Source organism: Nostoc linckia z4 (genome assembly GCF_002608075.1).
Classification (GTDB): Bacteria; Cyanobacteriota; Cyanobacteriia; order Cyanobacteriales; family Nostocaceae; genus Nostoc; species Nostoc linckia.
In genome coordinates this window covers 1-20,779 of the sequence record NZ_LAHA01000001.1, presented here as the reverse complement: position 1 = coordinate 20,779, position 20,779 = coordinate 1, and the positions used below count along the sequence as shown (strand labels likewise).

Below are 20,779 nucleotides of genomic sequence, written 5' to 3'. Positions count from 1 at the left end.
GCCCCATACCCCATGCCCCATGCCCAAATAAAAAATGACTATTGATTACGATGTCGTAATTATTGGTGGCAGTCTTGCTGGATACCAGGCTGCCCTTGCTGCTAGCCAACTACGTGCCACCGTTGCCTTGGTGCAACCCGAAGTAGACTATGGGTTTATTCATCATTATGCTTTGAGGGAAATTGCGAAACTAACACAAAAATTGCGTAATGCTGTTGGCTTTGGTATTCATGCCACACACACTGACACCTCACAAGAGTGCCACATATCTCTGGCATGGCACGAAGCGATGCTTTATGCTCAAGCCGTTACCTCAAATCTTGAAGAACAATATTCTCCCGCCATCCTGGCGGCGCAGGGAGTCGATATCATCGTTGGTGCTGGGCAATTTCATTCCTCAGCTGAGTTGGCTTTTGTTGTTAACAATCGCTTGTTACGCGCACGCACATATTTACTGGCTAATGGTTCCCGCCCAGAAGTTCCGGAAATTGAAGGATTAGAACCTACAGGTTACCTGACGCTAGCTAATATTTGGCAATCTTTAAATAAAGCGCCTTTACCTAAAAATTGGGTAATTATTGGCGGGGTTCCCCAAAGTATTGAAATTGCCCAAACTTTAGCGTGGTTTGGCTGTGATGTGACGCTGGTAGTTAAGCATTCCTTTGTTTTACCTGATATCGACCCAGAAATCGCCATACTGTTGCAAGCACAGTTGGAAGTTGGAGGTGTGCGCGTCCTCACCAAAAAACCAGTGACTCAAGTTAGGCGTATTGATGATAAAAAATGGCTTCAGGCAGGAGATAAAGCCATTGAAACTGATGAAATTTTAGTGGCGACTGGACAACAGCCAAATCTTGAATCTCTAAATTTGGCTACGGTAGGAGTGAAATGGCATGGACGCCGTTTAGTGGTGAATGAGAAACTACAAACCACTAACCACCGCATTTACGCTTGTGGTGATGTCATTGGTGGTTATGACTTTGCAAATATCGCTAATTATGAAGCGAAAATTGCTCTCAAAAATGCGCTATTTTTTCCTAGATTAAAAGTCAATTATCGCTGCATTCCTTGGGCAATATTTTCAGTGCCCGTGATGGCGCAAGTGGGTTTAACTGAAGCACAGGCACAACGTCAATTTCGTAGAGATGAATTTTTAGTTTTACGACAATATTTTAAAAAAGTGGCAGCAGCTCAACTCCGAGATGAAACCACAGGTATATGTAAATTAATTGTCCTACGCAATGGCGAAATTTTAGGTGCTTCAATATTAGGTGCAGAAGCCGGAGAATTAATTAATTTGATTGCTTTGGCAATGTCTGAAAAAATTAAAATCAAAAATTTAGTTAATTTCTCTCCCCTCTATCTCAGTTTCTCTGAGATTGTGGAACAAATTGTTACAGAGTGGAGTAAACAAAAGTTAAATACTAACATCCCTTTGCAAGAGTTTCTCGAAGGCTTCTTCCATTTTCGCCGCAATTGGAATTTGTGAATTGGGCATGGGGTATCCCTTCTCTGCGAGACGCTACGCGAACGGCTTCGCTCAGGGCAAGTGGGCATTGGGTATGGGGCAGAGGAGAAAAACTCATATCCCCTGCTCCCCTGCTACCTTGTCTACCAATACGGTTGTGATAAGCAGTATGAACTTTTCTTGTGGTCTGGGAAAAGGTTGAGGGGTAAGGGATAAAGGATGTATTTGAAACCTTTCCCCTTTCCCCTTTTCCCTTTAACCGAACCGTATTGCCTTGTCTCCTACCCTGCGGGTTCGTGCTAGCGTCTCCCAAAGAGAAGCTAAAGCTACATCTCCTTCATCGCCATAACACCTGCATTATTACCCAAACTACTGCTGCCGCTACCAATGGTACGCTGAGGTTATCTGTACCGTGGGGTGAAACTGCTTCAGCCAAAGTTGCAAAAGTAGCAGTTACTATAGCTGTCAATAAAGCCCATCCCAAAGTCAAAGGAATTGCTAGGGGGCTAAGAAAAGAACCAGGAAGCAGCAACAGCACCAAAAAAATTGCCACTGTACTCGCTACAAACATCACTGCGGAACCTTCCCAAGAACGCACAGAATTACCTACTTGGTACTTATGCTCCCCGAAGCGCCTCCCAATTAATGCCGCTAGTGCATCACCCCAAGTCATAGCCATAATACCAGCTACAGCAATTGGAACGTTATCTACAGGGCCACTTGGTCGCCACAGTAAGCTAAAAAGTAATGTCACGGAAATAGCAAAATAAACTGTACCAGGCGAACTATCTTCGGTATCCATTGCGCCAATAACCCGGTAGCGGTAAAACAGGTAATTCAGCGCGATAAACGTAGCAAAAGGAATAATTCCGATTTCCCAGCGATTAAACAGCAGCAGGACACCGAAAACCCACATTCCCGCACCAACATGAATTACCTTACGAGTCAAATCCGGTTTAACACCAAACACCCTACGTAGTCCCTCGCCAATCACGAGTAAACTAGTGGCGTATACGTAAGAAATTACTAACCCGATAATATCGTTGTTTGTCATTGGTCATTAGTCATTGGTCATTAGAGTGTTGACTGTTGACTGGGGAATTATATTCTCCCCACCTCCCCATCTCCCTTGTCTCCCCACTCACCCATCGCTATTTACGTTTAAAGTTCTTTTCTATTAACGAAACGCTACCAATACCTTGGAGAATACCACGACCGATTAAACCTAAACCACGGCCTATGATTTGGGTCAAAATGAAGACTATTCCGCTACCTAAAAAGGCTAATAGTGATTTTAAACGCGGTGCGATCGCGTCACTAAATTCTAAAATCAGTGTGACGAATAAAGGAATATTGGAAAGTTTTGCTAATTCATCGTTGCGAGGAGCATAAATTGAAGTTTTGGCAATACCACGAGGAGCAATTACAAACATTTCGTAGCGACTTTCAAAAATTGCTTGGGCTTCATTAACATAATTATTATAACGATATTTCCATGACAATTCATTCCTAAATCTTTCAATTTCCCTTGTGGAAATTAATCGACTACTATAAAAGTTTTGCTTAATCATTTCTACGTCTGCTAAAGTATTGAGTAATGGTTGCAAAACTCCATTTGCTAGCTGAATCAAAAAATTTTCCAAAATCATTGATGCTTGGGTTTTTGCTTCCTGGCTGACTGCTGGATAGGCTGCGTTATTAATATATATTTCTGTCTGAAATAGCAGATAGCTATACAATTCAAAAACCAAGGGAATTTTATTCAGAATTTCTCTTTCCACAACTTGAGTATTTTGCAGTAGAAAACTGACAATTTCTATATTGTTATTGCCTAATTTAATTAAAGAAAATTTACCAAAAAAATCTGTTACTGCTGCTTGCCATAAATCGCGAATTAAGGTACTTTTGACTGCTGATAATTGATTTATCTCAATTTCAGAAGTCCGCAATTCATCTAATTGTTGAGCCAGTTTTTGCAGAATTAAATAAAGTAATTCCCGCTTTTTTTGTTCCCGCAGAATGTCAATTTCTAAAGTAGTATCTGTAACATTTTCTAAAGGAAATTGAAGTTTAGTAATACATGATGCAAATAAAGCAGATTGTAACGCTGCTGTGGTGAGCAGAGGTGGTGGTATTTGAGTTTGTTGAATACCACCGCTCAATGGAGGAGTGACAGGGGGCCGATCGGCGATCGGAATAATTTTGTCTTGTTGCCTTTCTTGTGCGGAAACCAGCAATCGATTGAGCAACCAACGAGCAGCTAGTAGTTCTCGTCGCTGTCCAGCCAGAATTGCCCGATCTAATACTGGTATTCCAGGTACTTGTAATTGTGCTGTTACTCTCGCTAAGGTGGCGTTAATGTAATCAATTCCTGACAAACGTAAATTATTTCGTAGTTTGAAAAGAGGAAGTGGTGAATGTGTAGAGACGCGATTAATCGCGTCTGTAGAAGAATTCGGAGTTTGGGTTTGGTCAAACCAGTAAAAGCCACCAGCTGCAACTTGTTGCATGGTAATGACTAGTTCTGAAACAGGCGTACCCTTGGGAGAGTAGCCATTTACACCGATAGATTTGGCAGCTAATAGTAATCCTGGCTCTGGAATAGAACTGAGGAGGAAAATAGGCAAGTTGGGGTACAAGGCTCTCAATTGCCTACAGAATTGCAATCCTAGCTGTTGACTGGTGTTAGAGCGACCGTTGCCTAATTCCAAAACTACCAAATTCACTTGGTTGGGGTCTTGTTCGGCAATTTCTGTCAAAATCTGCAAAGCAGCCGTATAACTTTCTACCACTGCTGTAATTTGCAGGTCAGGAATTGCTTCTAGAGCTACCCGTAATCCCAAACGAAAAATCGGGTCTTGGTCTATTAGCAGTAATTTTAAAGGGCGATCGCTCATAATCTGCTCATTTATACAAGTACTGTTTTTTACTAAATTAAAAAACAGTTTTGATACAAAACTTTGCCTTACCCATTGTGACTTGTTTTCGCAAACTGAATAAATCGATCATAATTGCCATAGCAGCCTTCAGTTTGTAATTAAATGAACCTGAGTCTTAGGCACTGGTTGGCAGAACATAACATCGCAATCAATGGCATCAGTGGATTTTCTGCGGGACAATTGGCGGGAATGGCCTACCGTATTGTTCGGGATATGGAAGTCAAAAGTCTGATACCTTTTGATATCTGTACTTTAGTAGAAATTTTAGAACTACCTTTAACTGTTGTTTACCAAGAAATCAGCGTTATTTCTGAGTTGACAGCAAGCTTGTTGCGTAGCCTCAGCCAAAAAAAACCTTTAAAACGCAACGAAGGTACATGGCTAGCCTTTCAAATTGCCTATCTCCAAGCTTTGCAAACAATTTTAAAGCAAGAATCAAGCTTGCAAAGACCCTGGCTAAACCGAGCAAAAATACTTAGCCAAGCAAACCTCCTTGAAGATCCTCAACTGCAAGGACTCCTGAAAACTCTCACTCCTGGTAAATTAACTGACACCCAAGCTGAACAAGCACTATTTTTGCTTGCTGACTCATTACTGGTACAACAAATAAATAATGCTGCCATAGCTTGGTTCATGGTCAATGGTGCAGAGGAAGCTGAAGCTAAACTGATAACACAGCGTTTGCTCAACTCATTTCCCGGTCATTTGCTAGTAGTGGTTACTGAAAATGCTGCTGCTTTAGCCCAACTGCAAAAATTTGTCCGATTGGGAATTTCATCTGTTAATTCTACAGCCAGCGATAAAATTGACTGGCAGCGAGAAATTTACCGAGCAAGTTTGATTAAAAATCTCAGTACACCATTGCTCGCAGAATGCTTTACTCTTAAAGATATTTATGTAGCCCAAAAAGGCTTAATAATAGAAGAAAGTATTGCCGAACAAGATAAAAAAACTCTGACGCCAGTTGATTTAAAAACATGGATACAACAACAGCTAACTGATTTAGAAACCATCGCTGTTATTGAATCAGAACCAGGTTATGGAAAAACTAGTTTTTGCCAACTTTGGGCAGCAGAAGTGGCAGAAAAACTTTATCCTGATTGGATGCCGATAGTAATTAGATTGCGAGATATAACATACGGCAAAACTTTAATTGAAACTTTGAATTCCGCTTTTTCTGTTAATCTTTCAACTTGGTTAGAACAAGAAAATCTTCGCTGTTTGTTGTTGCTAGATGGTCTGGACGAGCTACCACCTTCTGTTGGCTTTATTAAATCAAAAGCAATTTTTATCCAGCAATTGCTCAATTTTCAAGCTCAAAATCGCCACAAAGTTGTGTTAACAACTCAGTCAAATGCATTGCAGGAAATCGACCCAGAAGTATTATTTTTTTTGAAGCGAATTCATATCCAGCCCTTTGATGTCGAAGAACTCAAACAATGGTTTCAGCAGTGGACAAAATTACAATCCTTGCCCATTGCCCAAAATTTATTTACGTTTTTAAAACAGGCGGGATTATTTGGAAAATCAAAATTTCTAGAGTTGTCTGTTTTTGTGCGTCAACCTTTAATGTTACATTTATTAGCTATTTTGCACCGTGAAGGGCTGTTAGATGATGAGGTATTGCAATTAACTAGCAAAGCTACTTTGTTATGGGAAATTCATCATCGCTTGAATTGTTGGTTGTTGGGCTATCCGCTAAGTGGTGGTATGAAAACTATGCTTTTGCGATGGGGATTTGCTCATATTCACCGGACTCCAGAAGCCATCGCGAATTTATTGGGCGATGTTCATGGGGAAGATTTACTTCAACAGATGCAAGCGGTTTCTCTAAAAATTCTACACTCGCAGCGTTACCAAATTAATCAGGAATGTCATAATTTAGCGGGATTTTATTTTAAGATTAGCGATTTGGAAAGCTCACGCCTTCGCCTCTGGCGTTCCCGCAGGGTAGGCGCAAAGGCGCAAAGTAATTTAGTGGAATTTTCCCATGTGAAGTTGGGAGAATATCTTTGTGCGAAAGCTGTTGCTGATGAATTAAAACTGTTGACTCAATACCGAAATGAGGATTACGGGGCGCTGAGTTTTGTGCTTGATTCTCCCGATAGTGTAGCCCAGCATATTTATAATTTACTGGGTTATGGCATTCTGAGTCAGGAAATTGAAGAACTAACTATTGAGGGATTACGCAAGGAGCAAAAAAATCGATTTTCTTTTGAAGTTTTATTTCAACGTCTATTATCTTTCTGGCGTGGTTACTGTGAAGGACGTTGGTTAGATGAAGGAATAGCACACAAAGCTTTGATTGATTTTCACGCATTACAAAATCCTGTGAATGTCGAACAGGTAAACGCTGCGGTGGGACTAAATGTGTTTTTATTGCTTTGTGCTTGTTATCGAGAAACAAAAATTCCTTTTTGGCCTTGTGGAAATCCAGTAAATTTCACAGAATTCAATCCAGAGGCCTTGAGTATGTTAATTGCTAGGACAACTGTTTTACACAAAACTGCTTTCATAACCAGAATCAAATCTCTAGCTGGAATCAATCTATCAGGTGCTTCTTTATTGCAAGTGACGTTGACTCAAATAAATCTTGAACAAACAAACTTATCCAATGCCGAATTAATGGGAGCGAATCTCACAAATGCCAATCTTCAACAGGCTAATTTAACAGGCGCACATCTTCAACAGGCTAATTTAACAGGTGCAAATCTTCAACAGGCTAATTTAACGGGTGCAAATCTTCAACAGGCTAATTTAACGGGTGTAAATCTGAATTTTGCCAATCTCACCAATGCTTGCTTATTTCAGGCAATTCTGAGTGAAAGCAACAAAAAAATAGCTGCTGACAATGGTGCTTTGTTTGCTAAAGAAGCATTTCAAAAATTAAAAAATTTGCGATGGCAGCAACCCTCATTGAACCCCAAAAAAATCACATCCAACACAGATATTAATTGGCATCATCCCGCAACAATCGGACTAATTGAAAGCTGCGAAGGCACAATTTTACCAGTAGATTTATATGAAAATGAGGCAGTTGATGAAACTGTTTTTGGCAATAATTCTATTGGGGAATAGGGCATTGGGCATTGGGCATCCCTTCTCTGCGAGACGCTACGCGAACGGCTTCGCTCAGGGCAAGTGGGCATGGGAGAATAGTAACTCCGCAGTCATCAGTCACCAATCCCTAACTTTCTTCTGAATTACGGTAACCATAAAAGTTAATACTATAGTCCGTAATTCGCACTCCTGTTTGTTCTTCAATTTGGCGTAGAAAATCTTCTGGTAGTTGGACGTGAACATCTAGAATTTGATTTGTATCTATACAATTGACGTGACTATGAGAATCACTAATATTGCCGTACAAACGCCCGTCGCAACGTTCGATACACTCGATGATTCCTTGACTTGATAATGCTTCTAAATTTTGATACACCGAAGTATGACCGATTTCTTTACCTTGTTGGTTCAAGCGATCGTAAATTTCTCTAGCAGAAAGATGTTCGTTAGCTTGCCAAAGCAGTTCTAGAATAAAGCGACGCTGACGGCTGACGCGCATACCCAGTACTTGACACCGTTCTAGCGCATCTTCTAAGGAACGAATTGGTCTTGTAGAAATTGTTTGTTTTTGCATACAGCTTATTAACTGTTCGGGGAATTTTCCCATCTCAATGTTTATTTATTATTCAAATATGCAAGGCTATTACACAAAATTTTTGTACCTGTACTTGTGTTTTGCCTTTCAATGCTGCGTAAGTCACAGGTTGCAATAATGATTTTTTGCTTTTGATGCCTAATTTGCCGACCTTAATCTAAAACAAACTCATTACAACTTTAGCTTAAAAATGAGGTAAATGTCTACCTGAAAGTAGGCATTGCCTTGACAAAAGACACTTATTCTGGTGGGATGCCATATTAATGATGTAGTAATTTTTGAGTTAAAGGTGTGTAATTATAGCAGGTGTAAAAGTAATATTTCAATTGAGCAACATTATGATGTGAGCTGCGATCGCTAGACATTACAAGTTTTATGACTGAGGAGTTTTTGGCAGAATGTAGCATCGATGGCTCAAAACTGCTACTGTGTATTCTCGATCCTAGAGTTGAGCATAAACAAAGTGGCTGCTGAGTCAAAACCAATTGCGATCGCACTTAATAATGAATTGATTAACAATTTAGATCTGTCGCCTGCTCTCGTGGTAATTGAACAATTGCTGCAAGATGGGGTCGCTTCCCACGAACAGCAGCTAAGATTTGATATTAATTACGAACAAGAACCAGGCGATCCAAGGGAACTTTCAGAAATTCCAGAGATTCGGCTGTGGTTTGTGCGTCTAGATGCCAAATACCCTTGGTTACCATTTTTACTAGATTGGAAATCTGGAGAATTTGCTCGTTACGCCGCCATGCTAGTACCACATCAGTTCAGTTCCCAAGAAGGAATTCAGTATAATCCCGAAGCTTTAGAGATATTTTTGATGCACAAAATTTTTGTCTTGGGTGATTGGCTCAAACAGCAAAACATTCCCAGCTTATCGCGGCTGAAATCTATGGCACAAATGCTCGGTTACGAATTAGACGATGCTTTTTTCGAGATATTTTAAATTTCTCAACAGCGAACATTAAGGTAGTAAATTATACAAAATCACGTCAGAATCTCTTCCTCCACTCCCCACTCTTGTACAGACGTGATTAATCGCGTCTCTACCCACTCCCCAGACGCGATTAATCGCGTCTCTACCCACTCCCCAGCTAACAATGCGAATTTTGCTAGTAGAAGACGATCCGGAGCAAATTGAACCCCTTCATGAAGCCTTGGCTCGCTCAGGGCATATTGTAGACGCCGTGGAAGATGGAGCAACAGCCCAATGGTTGATGGGTGAAAAAGATTACGATCTGCTGATTTTTGACTGGATGTTGCCCGATGAAGACGGTATTTTTCTGTGTAAACAGTATCGTCAAGCAAAGAAAGCGGCTCCTATTTTGATGTTGACGGCAAAAGATACCACTGCCGATAAAGTCATGGGGCTAGATGCTGGAGCCGACGATTACCTTGTTAAACCTGTAGATATAGAAGAATTACTGGCACGGGTGCGAGCATTGCGGCGGCGATCGCCATTGTGGTGTGGTGATACATTACAAGTCAACGGGCTATGCCTGCATCTGGACACCATGCGCTTGGAATGGGGAAGCGCCAGCTTGAAACTCAAAAGCCGCGACTTTCAACTACTAGAATACATGATGCGGCATCCTCACCAAATACTCACCCACGATCGGATTGAACAGGCACTCTGGGAATGGGGACAAGAACCTGAAAGCAATGCCGTAGTTGCTCGCGTCAAACGCTTACGCCAACGACTCCGCGAAATCAATCTAGAAACCTGGATTGAAACCGTTTATGGCACCGGCTATCGTTTAGAACCGACTTCTGGGTGATTATCAATTTTGGATTTTGGATTTTGGATTTTGGATTTTGGATTTTGGATTAGAAGTCTTTAGTGCAAAGCTGTTCCAAGAATTTCAAACAATACTTACACCAATTCTCTAAAATTTCGCAACAAATCAATCCCCGCGTCCCCGCGTCCCCCCGTCCCCATCTCTAGCCGTCTTTTGGAGAACTGATATTACTATGCCAACTTGGTATTATTGGGTTCAACGGCTGTATCAAAGCTGGCAAACTCTACCAATTCGAGTACGGGGAACAGCGATCGTTGCCATTCCCATCACCTGCTTGTTTATGGCTTTATCAGCCTTTGCGTGGTTAAAAGCAAGTCTGGTAGAAGATGAAACCTGGGTACAGCATACTCAAACAGTACGCCTAGAAACAAAACAGCTTCTCAACGCCTTGATTGATGCCGAAACCGGAGTTCGAGGTTATGGGCTAACTCAACGCGAGGAATTTTTAGCTCCTTATAAGCAAGCTCAGACAATTATTCCTCCATCCTTGAATCGATTAGAACAGCTGGTACAAGACAATGCTCAGCAAACCCAGCAAATGCAAAAAATTCGCACACTGGTTGATGATAATTTAGAAATATTTCAGCAAAAATTAACTTTACAGCGAGAACTAAAACGAATTCGCGGTCAAACCGATACCTTGGTTCCCGTGGCTTCCCTTTACGAGTGGTTGGAGGAAGGGAAGTTAACAATGGATCGGGTGCGAGAACAAATCGATCGCTTTGCTCAAACTGAAGAAGAATTGTTAATACAGCGCAGACAACATCAAGATTTTTATCGGCAAATTACTTGGATTGTATTGTGTATTTCTGTGGTGTTCGGGACGATGGCAGCTTTGTTTGCAGTTCATCTTTTCTATCAACTAGAGCGAGAATTAGCCAACCGAGAAATCAATTTGCGAGAAACCAATCAGCGTTTAGAAAAAGTATGCGAACAACTCCAGCGATTTACTGCTAATGCTTCTCACGAACTCAGGGCACCTTTAGCAGCAATCATGAGTAACGCCCAAGTTGGGCTAATGGATATAGATGAGCTAGATTCCTCACCAATACCACTGCGAAAGCGCATTGAGAAGATTATCACTCTTACCAAACAGATGAGTACATTGGTGGGTGATTTGTTATTTTTGGCGCGACACGAAGGCTTATTGGCTCCCGAATCAATGAAATCTGTCGATTTAACAGAGCTTTTACGCAATCTGTCCGCAGAATGGTTACCACAGGCCAAAATTCATTCCTTAGAACTCACAAATCGATTACCCGATGGCGCAGTTGTAGTTCATGGTGATGCAAATTTGTTACAACAGGCGATCGCCAATCTCCTCAGCAATGCCTGTCGCTACACAACCGCTGGTGGAAGCATCGAATTGTGCCTGATTAGACAGACAGAACAAGCCTTAATTGAAGTTACAGATACCGGCATTGGCATTCCCAGCCATGCATTACCTCATGTATTTGAACGATTTTACCGAGTCGATGCCAAACGTTCTAGAGCATCAGGTGGATTTGGACTAGGATTGGCGATCGCTCAACAAATTGTCCAAGTTCACAGGGGACAAATTAATCTTACTAGTACCGTTGGTCAAGGCTCAACCTTTCAAATAGCCCTGCCCCTTAGCCGAACCATTCACCCGAACAAATTGTAATTACGAATTAGGTTGATCGTGCCAATTTTAGATTTTAAATTTTGGATTTTGGATTATTTCTTTGGTACAAGCCCCCCCTTGTGGGCGGAACAAATCTAAAATCACAAATCTAAAATCCAAAATTGGTTGACTCTTAACCGTCAACAATTAACAGCCCAATTTCTGGTCATTTTCTGGTCATACTTCCTTTTTATAGTTTACGCAGTGTAGTTCAAAGCAATAAATTCCTATGAAATCCACTGTCGCTATGACCTTTACATCAGCACTGTTAGCGGTAGTTATTCCCACCGCCCAGGCACAAACCCCAATTCGTGATTTGCAGCGCGATCCGGGAGTCAGCGTTTCTGGTGAAATTCGCAGCGTTGTTGGCAATGAATTTATCTTAGAGGACAGCACTGGACAAATCATTGTAGATGCTGGCCCCCGGTGGTATCATCAGCTAAATTTGCGCCAAGGTGAAAAAGTCACCGTTGTGGGAGAATACGACGACTATGATTTTGATGCCTTCAGCATCACTCGCAGTAACGGCGAAGTGATTCGCATTCGTAATGCTGGAGGGCCACCCCCCTGGGCAGGCGGACGGGCACGCCACAATCGCAAATAACCAAGCAAAATTATTTAAACAAAGACAATGGGTAATGGGCAATAGCTTTTGATTATTGCCCATTACCCATTGGCTAACTTCATCTGTCAATTACCCATCGCAGATCGAGACAACGTGAGATCGCGACTGAGGAAAAACTGCCCATTTAGCCACCCCAAACTTTCTCCAAAACAGCATTTGGTGAAATATCTGCCGTTTTGCCCGTAGGGGATTTAATGGCAAGGAATTTATCGTTTTTCGGCAACAACTTAGCTGGTTCCGTGGGGCCCAATAGAGCAATCGTATAAGTTTGTACTGCAACACTCAGTTGTAGTGCGGCACTATCAGTAGACAACATCAAATTTGCCCCAGCAATCATGGCAGTTAACTTGCCAATATCGCTTGGGGCAGTCACCTTGATACCTGGAGAAGACTCCAGAAGCGATCGCACAAACTGGTCATCCTCAGCCCCCTTAATTACCACCACAGGCAGATCCGGCTGCTTATATTGGAAATCTTGGATAATTTGCCGCCAACTCTCCACAGGATAAATTCGATCCTGTTCTTGAGCTTGACCATGAATTAAGACATAGCCTGTTTCATGTACCCCTAAGCGTTTTTGTTCTTTTTGTGCCCACTCAATATCTGGTTTTGGCACATTTACTGCTAACTCTGGTACAGGAGTATTGATACCCAATGGTTGCAGCAGCTCGTGATATGCCGCCGCGCCATACTGAGATGGTTTGAAAGGCACAGTCTGGGTTAGATAAATCGAACCCTTGCCTTGGTAGCCAATGCGTATGGGAATTCCGGTCAACCAAAGTAAAAGACCAATCGACCAACTTTGCCCAACAGCAATGGCAACATCGTACTCGCGATCGCGAATGTTGCCCACCAAGTTGCCCCAATCTGCCAAACTATTACGGTCTTTGAAATCAAAAGCCAGCACCTCATGAACTGACTTGCTGACCTGGTAGGCGGCCTTTGCTTGGGGTTCAACAACGACATCTATCTGAGCGTTTGGGTAATAGCGCTTCAGGTCATCTAGAGTCGGAAAGAAGAGAATTTGGTCGCCAATCCCGCCAGGTACAAGGGCTACTACTCGCATAATATTTATTGACGCTTACTCGCTCCTTATTTTAGGGGAAAATATATAGCTTAAAGATTGAGGAATTCTGTGTATTTACTAATTCCAGCTGCGGGGATCGGAAAAAGAATGGGGAGTAACCGCAATAAGCTCCTGCTGAAAGTGCGATCGCAACCAATTATTGCTTGGACTTTGTTAGCTGCCCAAGCCGCCAGTAAAATCAATTGGATCGGAATAATTTCTCAACCAACTGACTGGCCTGATTTGAAAGCAATTGTCGCCGACCTCAAGCTCACCAAACCAGTGGAATTCATTCTCGGTGGCTCCACCCGCCAAGAGTCTGTTTACAATGGCTTACAGGCGCTTCCAGCCAATGCACAACAAGTTTTAATTCATGACGGAGCCAGATGTCTGATTACACCAGATTTATTTAATTCCTGTGCCCAAGCCATTGGCGAATGTCGCGGTTTAATTGCTGCCGTACCCGTCAAAGACACCATCAAAATTGTCAATGGACAAGGAATAATTGAAAGCACGCCAGACAGACAAAAACTGTGGGCAGCACAAACTCCCCAAGGATTTGATGTCAAATTGTTGAAACAGTGTCATACCGAAGGCCTGCGCCAAGGTTGGCAAGTAACAGACGATGCAGCTTTATTTGAAAAATGTGGCATTGAAGTCAGAATTGTGGAAGGCGAAGAGACAAATTTAAAAGTGACCACCCCGCAAGATTTAGCGATCGCCGAATTTATCCTCACAAGTAGGGGTTTTTAAAGGACTGGGCATTGGGCATTGGGCATTGGGCAGGGAAAAGGTTAAAGGGAAAAGGGAAAAGGAATAAATTTAATCCTTCCCCTTACCCCTTTCCCTTTCCCCTTGTCTCCTCTACTCCCCTACTCCCTAATTTTGAAATTGTTAAAATATTTTTGACATTTTAGTATAAAATCCCAGAGACTTGTTGATTGTTAGTTGTGATTTGTCATTCGTCTTTTGTAAACAACTAATGACCAATGACCAATGACTGATGACTAATAACCAATGACCAATGACTATTGACTAAATGATTACAGCCACAGCGACTAAGATAGAAGCGATTCTCTATTTAAAGGGTAAACCCTTGTCGCTCGGCGAAATCGCCGAGTATGCCGCTTGCGATCGCGCCACTGTTAAGGAAGGCATCATTGAATTAATGGATAATTATGCCCACCGAGATAGTGCCTTAGAGGTAGTAGAAACCCCAGATGGTTACAGTTTGCAACTCAGGTCTGATTTTCACGATTTAGTGCAAACAATGATACCAGTAGAATTGGGTGTAGGTGCATTGCGAACATTGGCGGCGATCGCTCTCAATAATCCCATACTCCAGAGCGACTTAATTAATTTACGAGGTTCAGGCGTATATCAGCACGTTCCAGAATTAGTTGAACTTGGTTTCGTCCGCAAGCGGCGAGACAGCGATTCTCGCTCTTACTCACTGCAAGTCACCCCAAAATTTCATCAATATTTCCAAATCGAAGAACTTCCGCAAATAATTTCCAATAACCAAAAAGAACAACAACTAGAACTAGAACTCAAGGGAGTGGGGAGTGGGGATTAGGGAATGGGGCAAACTCGGCATGGGGAAAAGGTTAAAGGTTAAAGGGAAAAGGAATAAATTCAATCTTTCCCCCTTACCCCGGTTGGTGAGCTTGTCGAACCATACCCCTTACCCTTTCCCCTTGTCCTTGGGCAGGCCAAAAGGTTAAAGGTTAAAGGGAAAAGGAATAAATTTCATCTTTCCCCTTTTCCCCGGTTGGTGAGCTTGTCGAACCATACCCCTTTCCCTTTCCCCTTGTCCTTGGGCACGGGAAAAGGAATAAATTTCATCTTTCCCCTTTTCCCCGGTTGGTGAGCTTATCGAACCATACCCCTTTCCCCATGCCGAGTTTACCCCGTCCTCTTAATGACTTATACCCGTGGTGAATGCGCTACCCTTGTACTATGGTTTAGAGTAGAGTTAGCAATTAAGCTAAATAAAACTGCCAATGGTGTTTAATCCTGACTTTTTGAACGACAACCCTGAGGAACACCCTAATCAACTTCTTTCGGATCACTCTGAAGAATACCCCAATCAATTACTCAAATACTTACAACATCAGTCTCCTGATGTTTTAGCCAGGGTAGCCCAGTCTGTTAGCCCTGAAATTAAACAAATCATTTCGCAAAATGTCCAAGGGTTAGTAGGAATGCTCCCGGCAGAAAATTTCAATGTACAAATTACAACAGATCGGGAGAACCTAGCTGGGCTTCTAGCATCTGCGATGATGACGGGTTATTTTCTGCGTCAGATGGAACAGAGGATGCATTTAGAACAAAAGTTATGAGTGATGAGGTGAAAGTTAGGAGTTCTGAGTTATGAGTTAAGAATTGTGGAAAGTTTTTAACTTCTAACTCCTAACTCCTCACTCCTGACTCATAATTTCTAACTCTTAACTTCTCACTCCTCACTCATAACTTCTAACTCCCAGCTATTTTTTGGGGTAAGTTCCTGATTGCACTTTGAAGGTTTGAACTTTACCGCTACGATTGACTTCCATCGCTAAAATATCTCCAACTTTACTGGACTCTACTAGCTTTTGTACTTGGGCTGAAGTTTTAACTGGCTGGCCGTTGACTTTTTGAATCACGTCCCCAGCAAGAAGTCCCCCCTGCTTGGCTGGAGAGTCCTCTGTTATTCCTTTAATGACAACCCCTACTTCCTGCTGAATATTCAGCTGATTTTCTTGATTAATCTGCTGTTTTCTGCTTGGAGATAGATCTGCCATTTCAATGCCCAAGAAGGGATGTTCTACACGCCCTTTGGTAAATAGCTCATTAGCGATGCGGGCGGCGGTTTCAATGGGGATGGCAAAGCCTAGTCCTTGGGCATCAGCGCGGATGGCGGTGTTCACACCAATCACTTCCCCTTGGGCATTCAACAACGGCCCGCCAGAATTACCAGGATTAATTGCTGCATCAGTTTGGATAAAACTAACCCGCTTATCTGGGACGCCAACCTGAGTGCTAGTGCGGTCTGTAGCGCTGATGATGCCAATGGTGACAGTGTTATCTAAACCCAGAGGATTGCCAATAGCGATCGCCCATTGTCCTGGTATCAAATTTTGTGAATTTCCCAACTTCACCGTCGGTAGATGATTTGCTTTGATTTTCACTACCGCCACATCAGTCATGGAATCGACTCCCACCACCTTACCCTCAAAAGTCCGACCATCCTTGAGGGTAACTAATACTGTATCTGTATCGGCTACCACATGAGCGTTGGTAAGTAGTTGTCCATCTTCGCTCAAAATAAATCCCGAACCCGTACCGCGTTCAATGCGTTCCTGGGGAATTGGTTGTTCGTCCTCTCCAAAGAATCGCCGTAAGAGGGGATTCTTCAAAGCATCAGAAATGGGATTGGCTACTTTGCGAGTGGCATTAATTCGCACCACAGCCGGCCCAACTTTTTGCACTGCCGTTGCAATAAAATTTACATTATCGCCTCCAGTACCACCGATGGTTCCGTTGGGAGAACTAGGAACTACTGGTTCTGGGGGCAAAGCTATTGTGACATTTTTTAACTGTTGAAACGAGGAATTTTGTGGCAGTAGAAAACGACTGCCAAACAAACCTGCACCACCGCCGATCACCAGTAAAAACAGATAAACGGCCAGTTGCTTTAAGGATAACTTCATAATCATTCTGCTCAAGGACAGCAATGCAGTTGCTAATTTCTAAGTGTAGTCAAGCCAACGGCAAGTGGACAGATCTATTTAGGAGAATTGGGCATGGAGGATGGGGCATGGGGAGATGGGGAGATGGGGAGATGGGGAGATGGGGAGATGGGGGAAAAGGTTAAAGGTTAAAGGGAAAAGGGAAAAGGGAAAAGGAATAAATTAAATCTTTCCCCTTTTCCCCTTACCCCTTTCCCTTTCCCCTTCCCCATGCCCCATGCCCCATACCCCATACCCAATGCCCCATGCCCCATGCCCCAATCCCCAAATCTCCATCTAAAATCTAATAATGCGCTCTTGACTTGTATACATGACTTTACCTGTTCGTCAACTATTTCTCTGTAGCTTAGTTAGCGTCTTGGGTCTAGTATCCATACTGCCAAACTTGAACAGTGCCAATGCTGCTGTGGATGGTTGCCCAACTCCAGCCCTATCTCGCTTCCAACGTCATAAAGTAGTTCGTGGCGAAACTTTGGAGACTATAGCGCAGCGCTACAATTTGATTCCCACAACTATTATTGGTATGAATCCAGCTTTACAGAACAATGGGGCGATCGCTACCGTTGGTACTGTCCTGCAAATTCCTCCGTACAATGGGATTGTAGTGGAAGTGCCCAGGGGTCAAACTTGGCGGCAAGTGGCAGCAAAATACAAAGTTCGTCCTGATAGCCTTTTTGAGGTGAATGGTTGCCAACAAAACCCCAGAATCGTTTTTGTTCCAGGGGTAAATTGGTCGCCTGATGGTGTTGTCACCAAGGCTCCTGTACCCACTGATACAGGAACGCAAAATCGGGTATCTCTGTCGGGATACCCGTTGGCAGAAATGACAAATGTGGCATTAGCTTACGGCTGGCAGATAAATCCTAGTACAGGTCAAGTTTTCTTCCATAGCGGCGTTGATTTGTTAGCACCAGTTGGTACAGAAGTGCTAGCTATTGCCCCTGGAACCGTAGCCTTTGCCGATGACCAAGGTAGTTATGGCAAGTTGGTTATCATCAACCACAGTGGTGGACTACAAAGCCGCTACGCTCAACTTGACAGTATCAATGTCTCTGTTGGTCAAAAAGTGAACAAAGGCGACTTATTAGGAACTGTAGGCACCAGTGGTACACCAAGCGCCAGTCAGCCCCATCTCCATTTTGAAGTTCGTTCTAGCTCATCTCTGGGTTGGGTAGCCCAAGATCCCAAGGGTTATTTGAGGAAATGAGGTTTGTTTGGAAACACAGAGGAACCAAAGGAAACCTCTGTGTTTCTCTGCGAAACCTTTGCGTTCCTTTGCGTTAAAAAAATGATGCTATATTTTCGCTAGATTTTATGATGTGCATTCCTGCTTCTGCAAATCTTGTAAATATCGCATCTGCTTGTTCTGTGTAGTCCACAACACCAGGAACAACCACAGGAGAAGTACAATCTTCTAGCAAATAGATTTTTTGGGCTAGGGTGGCATCTACCTGTTTAATTTCTGTTAATAAATCATCAATTGTCCAGGCGACACAATGGCTTTTAGCTTGACCACCAATAATTACAATATCAAATTCTAAAAGTTGCTTAATTAGGCGCGTGTTTTTTTGACCAAGTGGACGTTTTTCAAAATCTTCCAATACTTCTGGACGTAAAATAGAATAATTTTCTGTTAAAGGATTTTCCCCTTTAATTTCAAATTGTGTTTGATTTTGACGAGCGATGCCGTGAAAAAAGATTGCTTCTTCTACTGATGAAACTAAAGCATGACCAATGCCGCCCAACATGGAATGATAAGGCCAAACAGTGAGGGGATATTTACCGTCTTGACTAAGTTGCTTAACGTAATGGTAAGCGTGTTTTTCTAATAATTCGTAATTCCCATTAGTCACACTATTAGCAACTGCTGGGTTTACTTTCCAAATACCTTGTTCGATATCTCTAGGAGTGATGCTAGTAGCGGCTGGTATGGGATGTTCTCCCGCGGGGTTCACCCAAAAGATAGGATGGAAAATTTGGGTTGCTGTGTGAGTATCTAAGGTGGGGATAATTTTTGTAATTATTCCCAAATTGCGATAAATAAATTCAGTCAAGCGCCGATTATCATCCACTGCCGCAGTACCACTTCTTCCCCCTACAAATAATTCAAATCCCGGAATACAAAAGGTGTTTTGGACATCAATTAATAATAGGGCAATACGAGTTGTGTCTAAAGATGCAGGTTGAATTTTGTGTTGTTTTGCCCATGTTTCGGCTGCGGCTGCAATCTCTTGGTAAGGTACGCGCCAAACTTCGCCGACTTTATCGGCGTTAAAGTGCGAGGGAATTGGTAGTTGGGTTATTGTGTGTGTATTCATAATTACAGTTTGATTTATTCTGTAATAACATCATTGACACTCTCGTACCTAGAAGTCACAGCAAAACACTTTTCAAACAACCTCTAATTTAGCTGGCGATCGCTTGAATTTTCTTTATTTTCTTTTTTGCCATCCCATTACCCAAAAATACCCCTACTGTGGCAATCTGGGAAACAGGGATTTATCAAATCTGATATTTTAACTACAGCAAATTTGCCCTTACAGGTTATGCAAACTCTGCCCACACCGGATACTGCAAAGACTACATCAACCCAACCTACCTTTGATACAACCATCAAGCGGCGTCAAACCCGTCCCGTAAAGGTAGGTAATGTCACCATTGGGGGTGGCTACCCCGTTGTGGTGCAGTCAATGATTAACGAAGACACCCTTGATATTGATGGTTCCGTGGCTGCTATTCGTCGTTTGCACGAAATTGGCTGCGAAATTGTCCGCGTCACAGTGCCAAGTATGGCTCATGCTAAAGCGTTAGCAGAAATTAAACAAAAATTAATTAAAACTTACCAAGACGTGCCAATTGTGGCTGATGTCCATCACAACGGCATGAAAATCGCTCTGGAAGTCTCCAAACACATAGAGAAGGTGCGGATTAATCCAGGGTTGTACGTATTTGAAAAGCCAAACTTTAACAGAACCGAATACAGTAAAGTCGAATTTGACGAAATTGGCGAAAAAATCCGCGAAACTCTAGAACCTCTGGTGGTCTCTTTGCGCGACCAAGGTAAAGCTATGCGAATTGGCGTTAATCATGGTTCCCTCGCCGAAAGAATGCTATTTACCTACGGTGACACCCCCGAAGGAATGGTGGAATCAGCCATAGAATTTATTCGCATTTGTGAATCTTTAGATTTCCGGAATTTGGTAATTTCCATGAAAGCTTCGCGAGTACCAGTGATGGTAGCCGCCTATCGCCTCATCGCCAAGCGTATGGATGAATTAGGTATGGATTATCCCCTACATTTAGGTGTTACCGAAGCCGGTGATGGCGAATACGGACGAATCAAATCCACCGCTGGGATTGCGACATTACTCGCTGATGGCATCGGCGATACAATTCGTGTGTCCCTGACAGAACCACCAGAAAAAGAAATCCCCGTTTGTTACAGCATTCTCCAAGCCTTGGGATTGCGGAAAACAATGGTGGAATACGTCGCTTGTCCTTCTTGTGGAAGAACTTTGTTTAACTTAGAAGAAGTGTTACACAAAGTCCGAGAAGCCACCAAACACTTAACTGGTCTCGACATAGCAGTTATGGGCTGCATTGTCAATGGCCCCGGAGAAATGGCAGATGCCGACTATGGTTATGTCGGCAAAACACCCGGTTATATTTCTTTATATCGTGGCAGAGAAGAAATTAAAAAAGTCCCAGAAGACAAAGGCGTAGAAGAATTAATCAATCTGATTAAAGCAGATGGACGCTGGGTAGAGCCGTAGGAGGTGGCAACGCCTTGGGGAAAGGGGAAAGGGGAAAGGGAAAAGGGGAAAGGGGAAAGGGGAAAGGGAAAAGGG

18 protein-coding genes are annotated in these 20,779 nt (G+C 42.7%); 12 read left to right on the top strand and 6 right to left on the bottom strand.

The window, feature by feature from the left end:
• Nucleotides 1-34: 34 nt before the first annotated feature.
• Nucleotides 35-1,489 (top strand): dihydrolipoyl dehydrogenase family protein, encoded by a 1,455-nt coding sequence (locus tag VF06_RS00085; RefSeq protein ID WP_099070864.1) that lies wholly within the window; start codon nucleotides 35-37, stop codon nucleotides 1,487-1,489.
• Between the two features lie 316 nt (nucleotides 1,490-1,805).
• On the opposite strand, the gene VF06_RS00080 is transcribed toward VF06_RS00085, so the two are convergent.
• Together VF06_RS00080 and VF06_RS00075 are read right to left on the bottom strand one after the other, a co-directional pair.
• The gene (locus VF06_RS00080; protein ID WP_099070865.1) at nucleotides 1,806-2,522 is read right to left on the bottom strand and encodes a diacylglycerol/polyprenol kinase family protein; all 717 of its coding nucleotides are present in this window, start codon (nucleotides 2,520-2,522) and stop codon (nucleotides 1,806-1,808) included.
• A gap of 97 nt (nucleotides 2,523-2,619) precedes the next feature.
• Entirely contained in the window at nucleotides 2,620-4,365 is a 1,746-nt protein-coding gene (locus VF06_RS00075) for a DUF3685 domain-containing protein (RefSeq protein WP_099070866.1), read from the bottom strand.
• Between the two features lie 144 nt (nucleotides 4,366-4,509).
• Here VF06_RS00075 and VF06_RS00070 point away from each other — a divergent pair, with 144 nt between their 5' ends.
• Nucleotides 4,510-7,485: a pentapeptide repeat-containing protein gene (locus VF06_RS00070; protein WP_099070867.1), complete on the top strand. Its 2,976-nt coding sequence runs from the start codon at nucleotides 4,510-4,512 to the stop codon at nucleotides 7,483-7,485.
• A 109-nt stretch (nucleotides 7,486-7,594) separates the two neighbouring features.
• Here the strand turns inward: VF06_RS00070 and VF06_RS00065 are convergent, their stop codons facing one another.
• Nucleotides 7,595-8,041 carry a Fur family transcriptional regulator gene (locus VF06_RS00065; protein ID WP_099070868.1) on the bottom strand — a complete coding sequence of 149 codons (447 nt, stop codon included), beginning with the start codon at nucleotides 8,039-8,041 and terminating at the stop codon, nucleotides 7,595-7,597.
• A 484-nt stretch (nucleotides 8,042-8,525) separates the two neighbouring features.
• On the opposite strand from VF06_RS00065, the gene VF06_RS00060 reads away from it, so the two are divergent.
• The 4 genes from VF06_RS00060 to VF06_RS00045 all read left to right on the top strand — a co-directional run bounded on the left by VF06_RS00060 (nucleotide 8,526) and on the right by VF06_RS00045 (nucleotide 12,113).
• The gene (locus VF06_RS00060; RefSeq protein ID WP_180267416.1) at nucleotides 8,526-9,011 is read left to right on the top strand and encodes a CRR6 family NdhI maturation factor; all 486 of its coding nucleotides are present in this window, start codon (nucleotides 8,526-8,528) and stop codon (nucleotides 9,009-9,011) included.
• 154 nt (nucleotides 9,012-9,165) lie between these two features.
• Nucleotides 9,166-9,843 (top strand): two-component system response regulator RppA, encoded by a 678-nt coding sequence (gene rppA, locus VF06_RS00055; RefSeq protein WP_099070869.1) that lies wholly within the window; start codon nucleotides 9,166-9,168, stop codon nucleotides 9,841-9,843.
• 193 nt (nucleotides 9,844-10,036) lie between these two features.
• Nucleotides 10,037-11,509, top strand: a complete 1,473-nt coding sequence (locus tag VF06_RS42265; protein WP_099070870.1) for a sensor histidine kinase — start codon at nucleotides 10,037-10,039, stop codon at nucleotides 11,507-11,509.
• A gap of 229 nt (nucleotides 11,510-11,738) precedes the next feature.
• The gene (locus VF06_RS00045; protein ID WP_099070871.1) at nucleotides 11,739-12,113 is read left to right on the top strand and encodes a NirD/YgiW/YdeI family stress tolerance protein; all 375 of its coding nucleotides are present in this window, start codon (nucleotides 11,739-11,741) and stop codon (nucleotides 12,111-12,113) included.
• 145 nt (nucleotides 12,114-12,258) lie between these two features.
• Here the strand turns inward: VF06_RS00045 and VF06_RS00040 are convergent, their stop codons facing one another.
• On the bottom strand, nucleotides 12,259-13,200 hold the full coding sequence (locus tag VF06_RS00040) for a glycosyltransferase family 9 protein (RefSeq protein ID WP_099070872.1): 942 nt from the start codon (nucleotides 13,198-13,200) through the stop codon (nucleotides 12,259-12,261).
• A 69-nt stretch (nucleotides 13,201-13,269) separates the two neighbouring features.
• On the opposite strand from VF06_RS00040, the gene ispD reads away from it, so the two are divergent.
• The 3 genes from ispD (at nucleotide 13,270) to VF06_RS00025 (ending at nucleotide 15,542) form a co-directional block, all read left to right on the top strand.
• Nucleotides 13,270-13,953 (top strand): 2-C-methyl-D-erythritol 4-phosphate cytidylyltransferase, encoded by a 684-nt coding sequence (ispD, locus tag VF06_RS00035; RefSeq protein ID WP_099070873.1) that lies wholly within the window; start codon nucleotides 13,270-13,272, stop codon nucleotides 13,951-13,953.
• 286 nt (nucleotides 13,954-14,239) lie between these two features.
• Nucleotides 14,240-14,776, top strand: coding sequence for an SMC-Scp complex subunit ScpB (gene scpB, locus VF06_RS00030; protein WP_099070874.1), 537 nt, complete (start codon nucleotides 14,240-14,242; stop codon nucleotides 14,774-14,776).
• Between the two features lie 427 nt (nucleotides 14,777-15,203).
• Entirely contained in the window at nucleotides 15,204-15,542 is a 339-nt protein-coding gene (locus VF06_RS00025; RefSeq protein ID WP_099070875.1) for a DUF760 domain-containing protein, read from the top strand.
• Between the two features lie 144 nt (nucleotides 15,543-15,686).
• On the opposite strand, the gene VF06_RS00020 is transcribed toward VF06_RS00025, so the two are convergent.
• Complete coding sequence (locus VF06_RS00020; protein WP_099070876.1) at nucleotides 15,687-16,892, bottom strand: HhoA/HhoB/HtrA family serine endopeptidase; 1,206 nt, start codon at nucleotides 16,890-16,892, stop codon at nucleotides 15,687-15,689.
• Nucleotides 16,893-16,915: 23 nt separating this feature from the next.
• Between VF06_RS00020 and VF06_RS40045 the strand changes: the two genes are divergently transcribed.
• Entirely contained in the window at nucleotides 16,916-17,056 is a 141-nt protein-coding gene (locus VF06_RS40045; RefSeq protein WP_180267415.1) for a hypothetical protein, read from the top strand.
• A 185-nt stretch (nucleotides 17,057-17,241) separates the two neighbouring features.
• On the top strand, nucleotides 17,242-18,138 hold the full coding sequence (locus tag VF06_RS00015) for a LysM peptidoglycan-binding domain-containing M23 family metallopeptidase (protein WP_099072939.1): 897 nt from the start codon (nucleotides 17,242-17,244) through the stop codon (nucleotides 18,136-18,138).
• A 73-nt stretch (nucleotides 18,139-18,211) separates the two neighbouring features.
• Here VF06_RS00015 and VF06_RS00010 read toward each other — a convergent pair whose 3' ends face one another.
• A complete protein-coding gene (locus VF06_RS00010; RefSeq protein ID WP_099072940.1) occupies nucleotides 18,212-19,249 on the bottom strand; it encodes a cysteine hydrolase family protein in 1,038 nt (345 codons plus the stop codon).
• Between the two features lie 228 nt (nucleotides 19,250-19,477).
• Here VF06_RS00010 and ispG point away from each other — a divergent pair, with 228 nt between their 5' ends.
• Complete coding sequence (gene ispG / locus VF06_RS00005; protein ID WP_099072941.1) at nucleotides 19,478-20,704, top strand: (E)-4-hydroxy-3-methylbut-2-enyl-diphosphate synthase; 1,227 nt, start codon at nucleotides 19,478-19,480, stop codon at nucleotides 20,702-20,704.
• The last annotated feature ends 75 nt before the right edge of the window (nucleotides 20,705-20,779 follow it).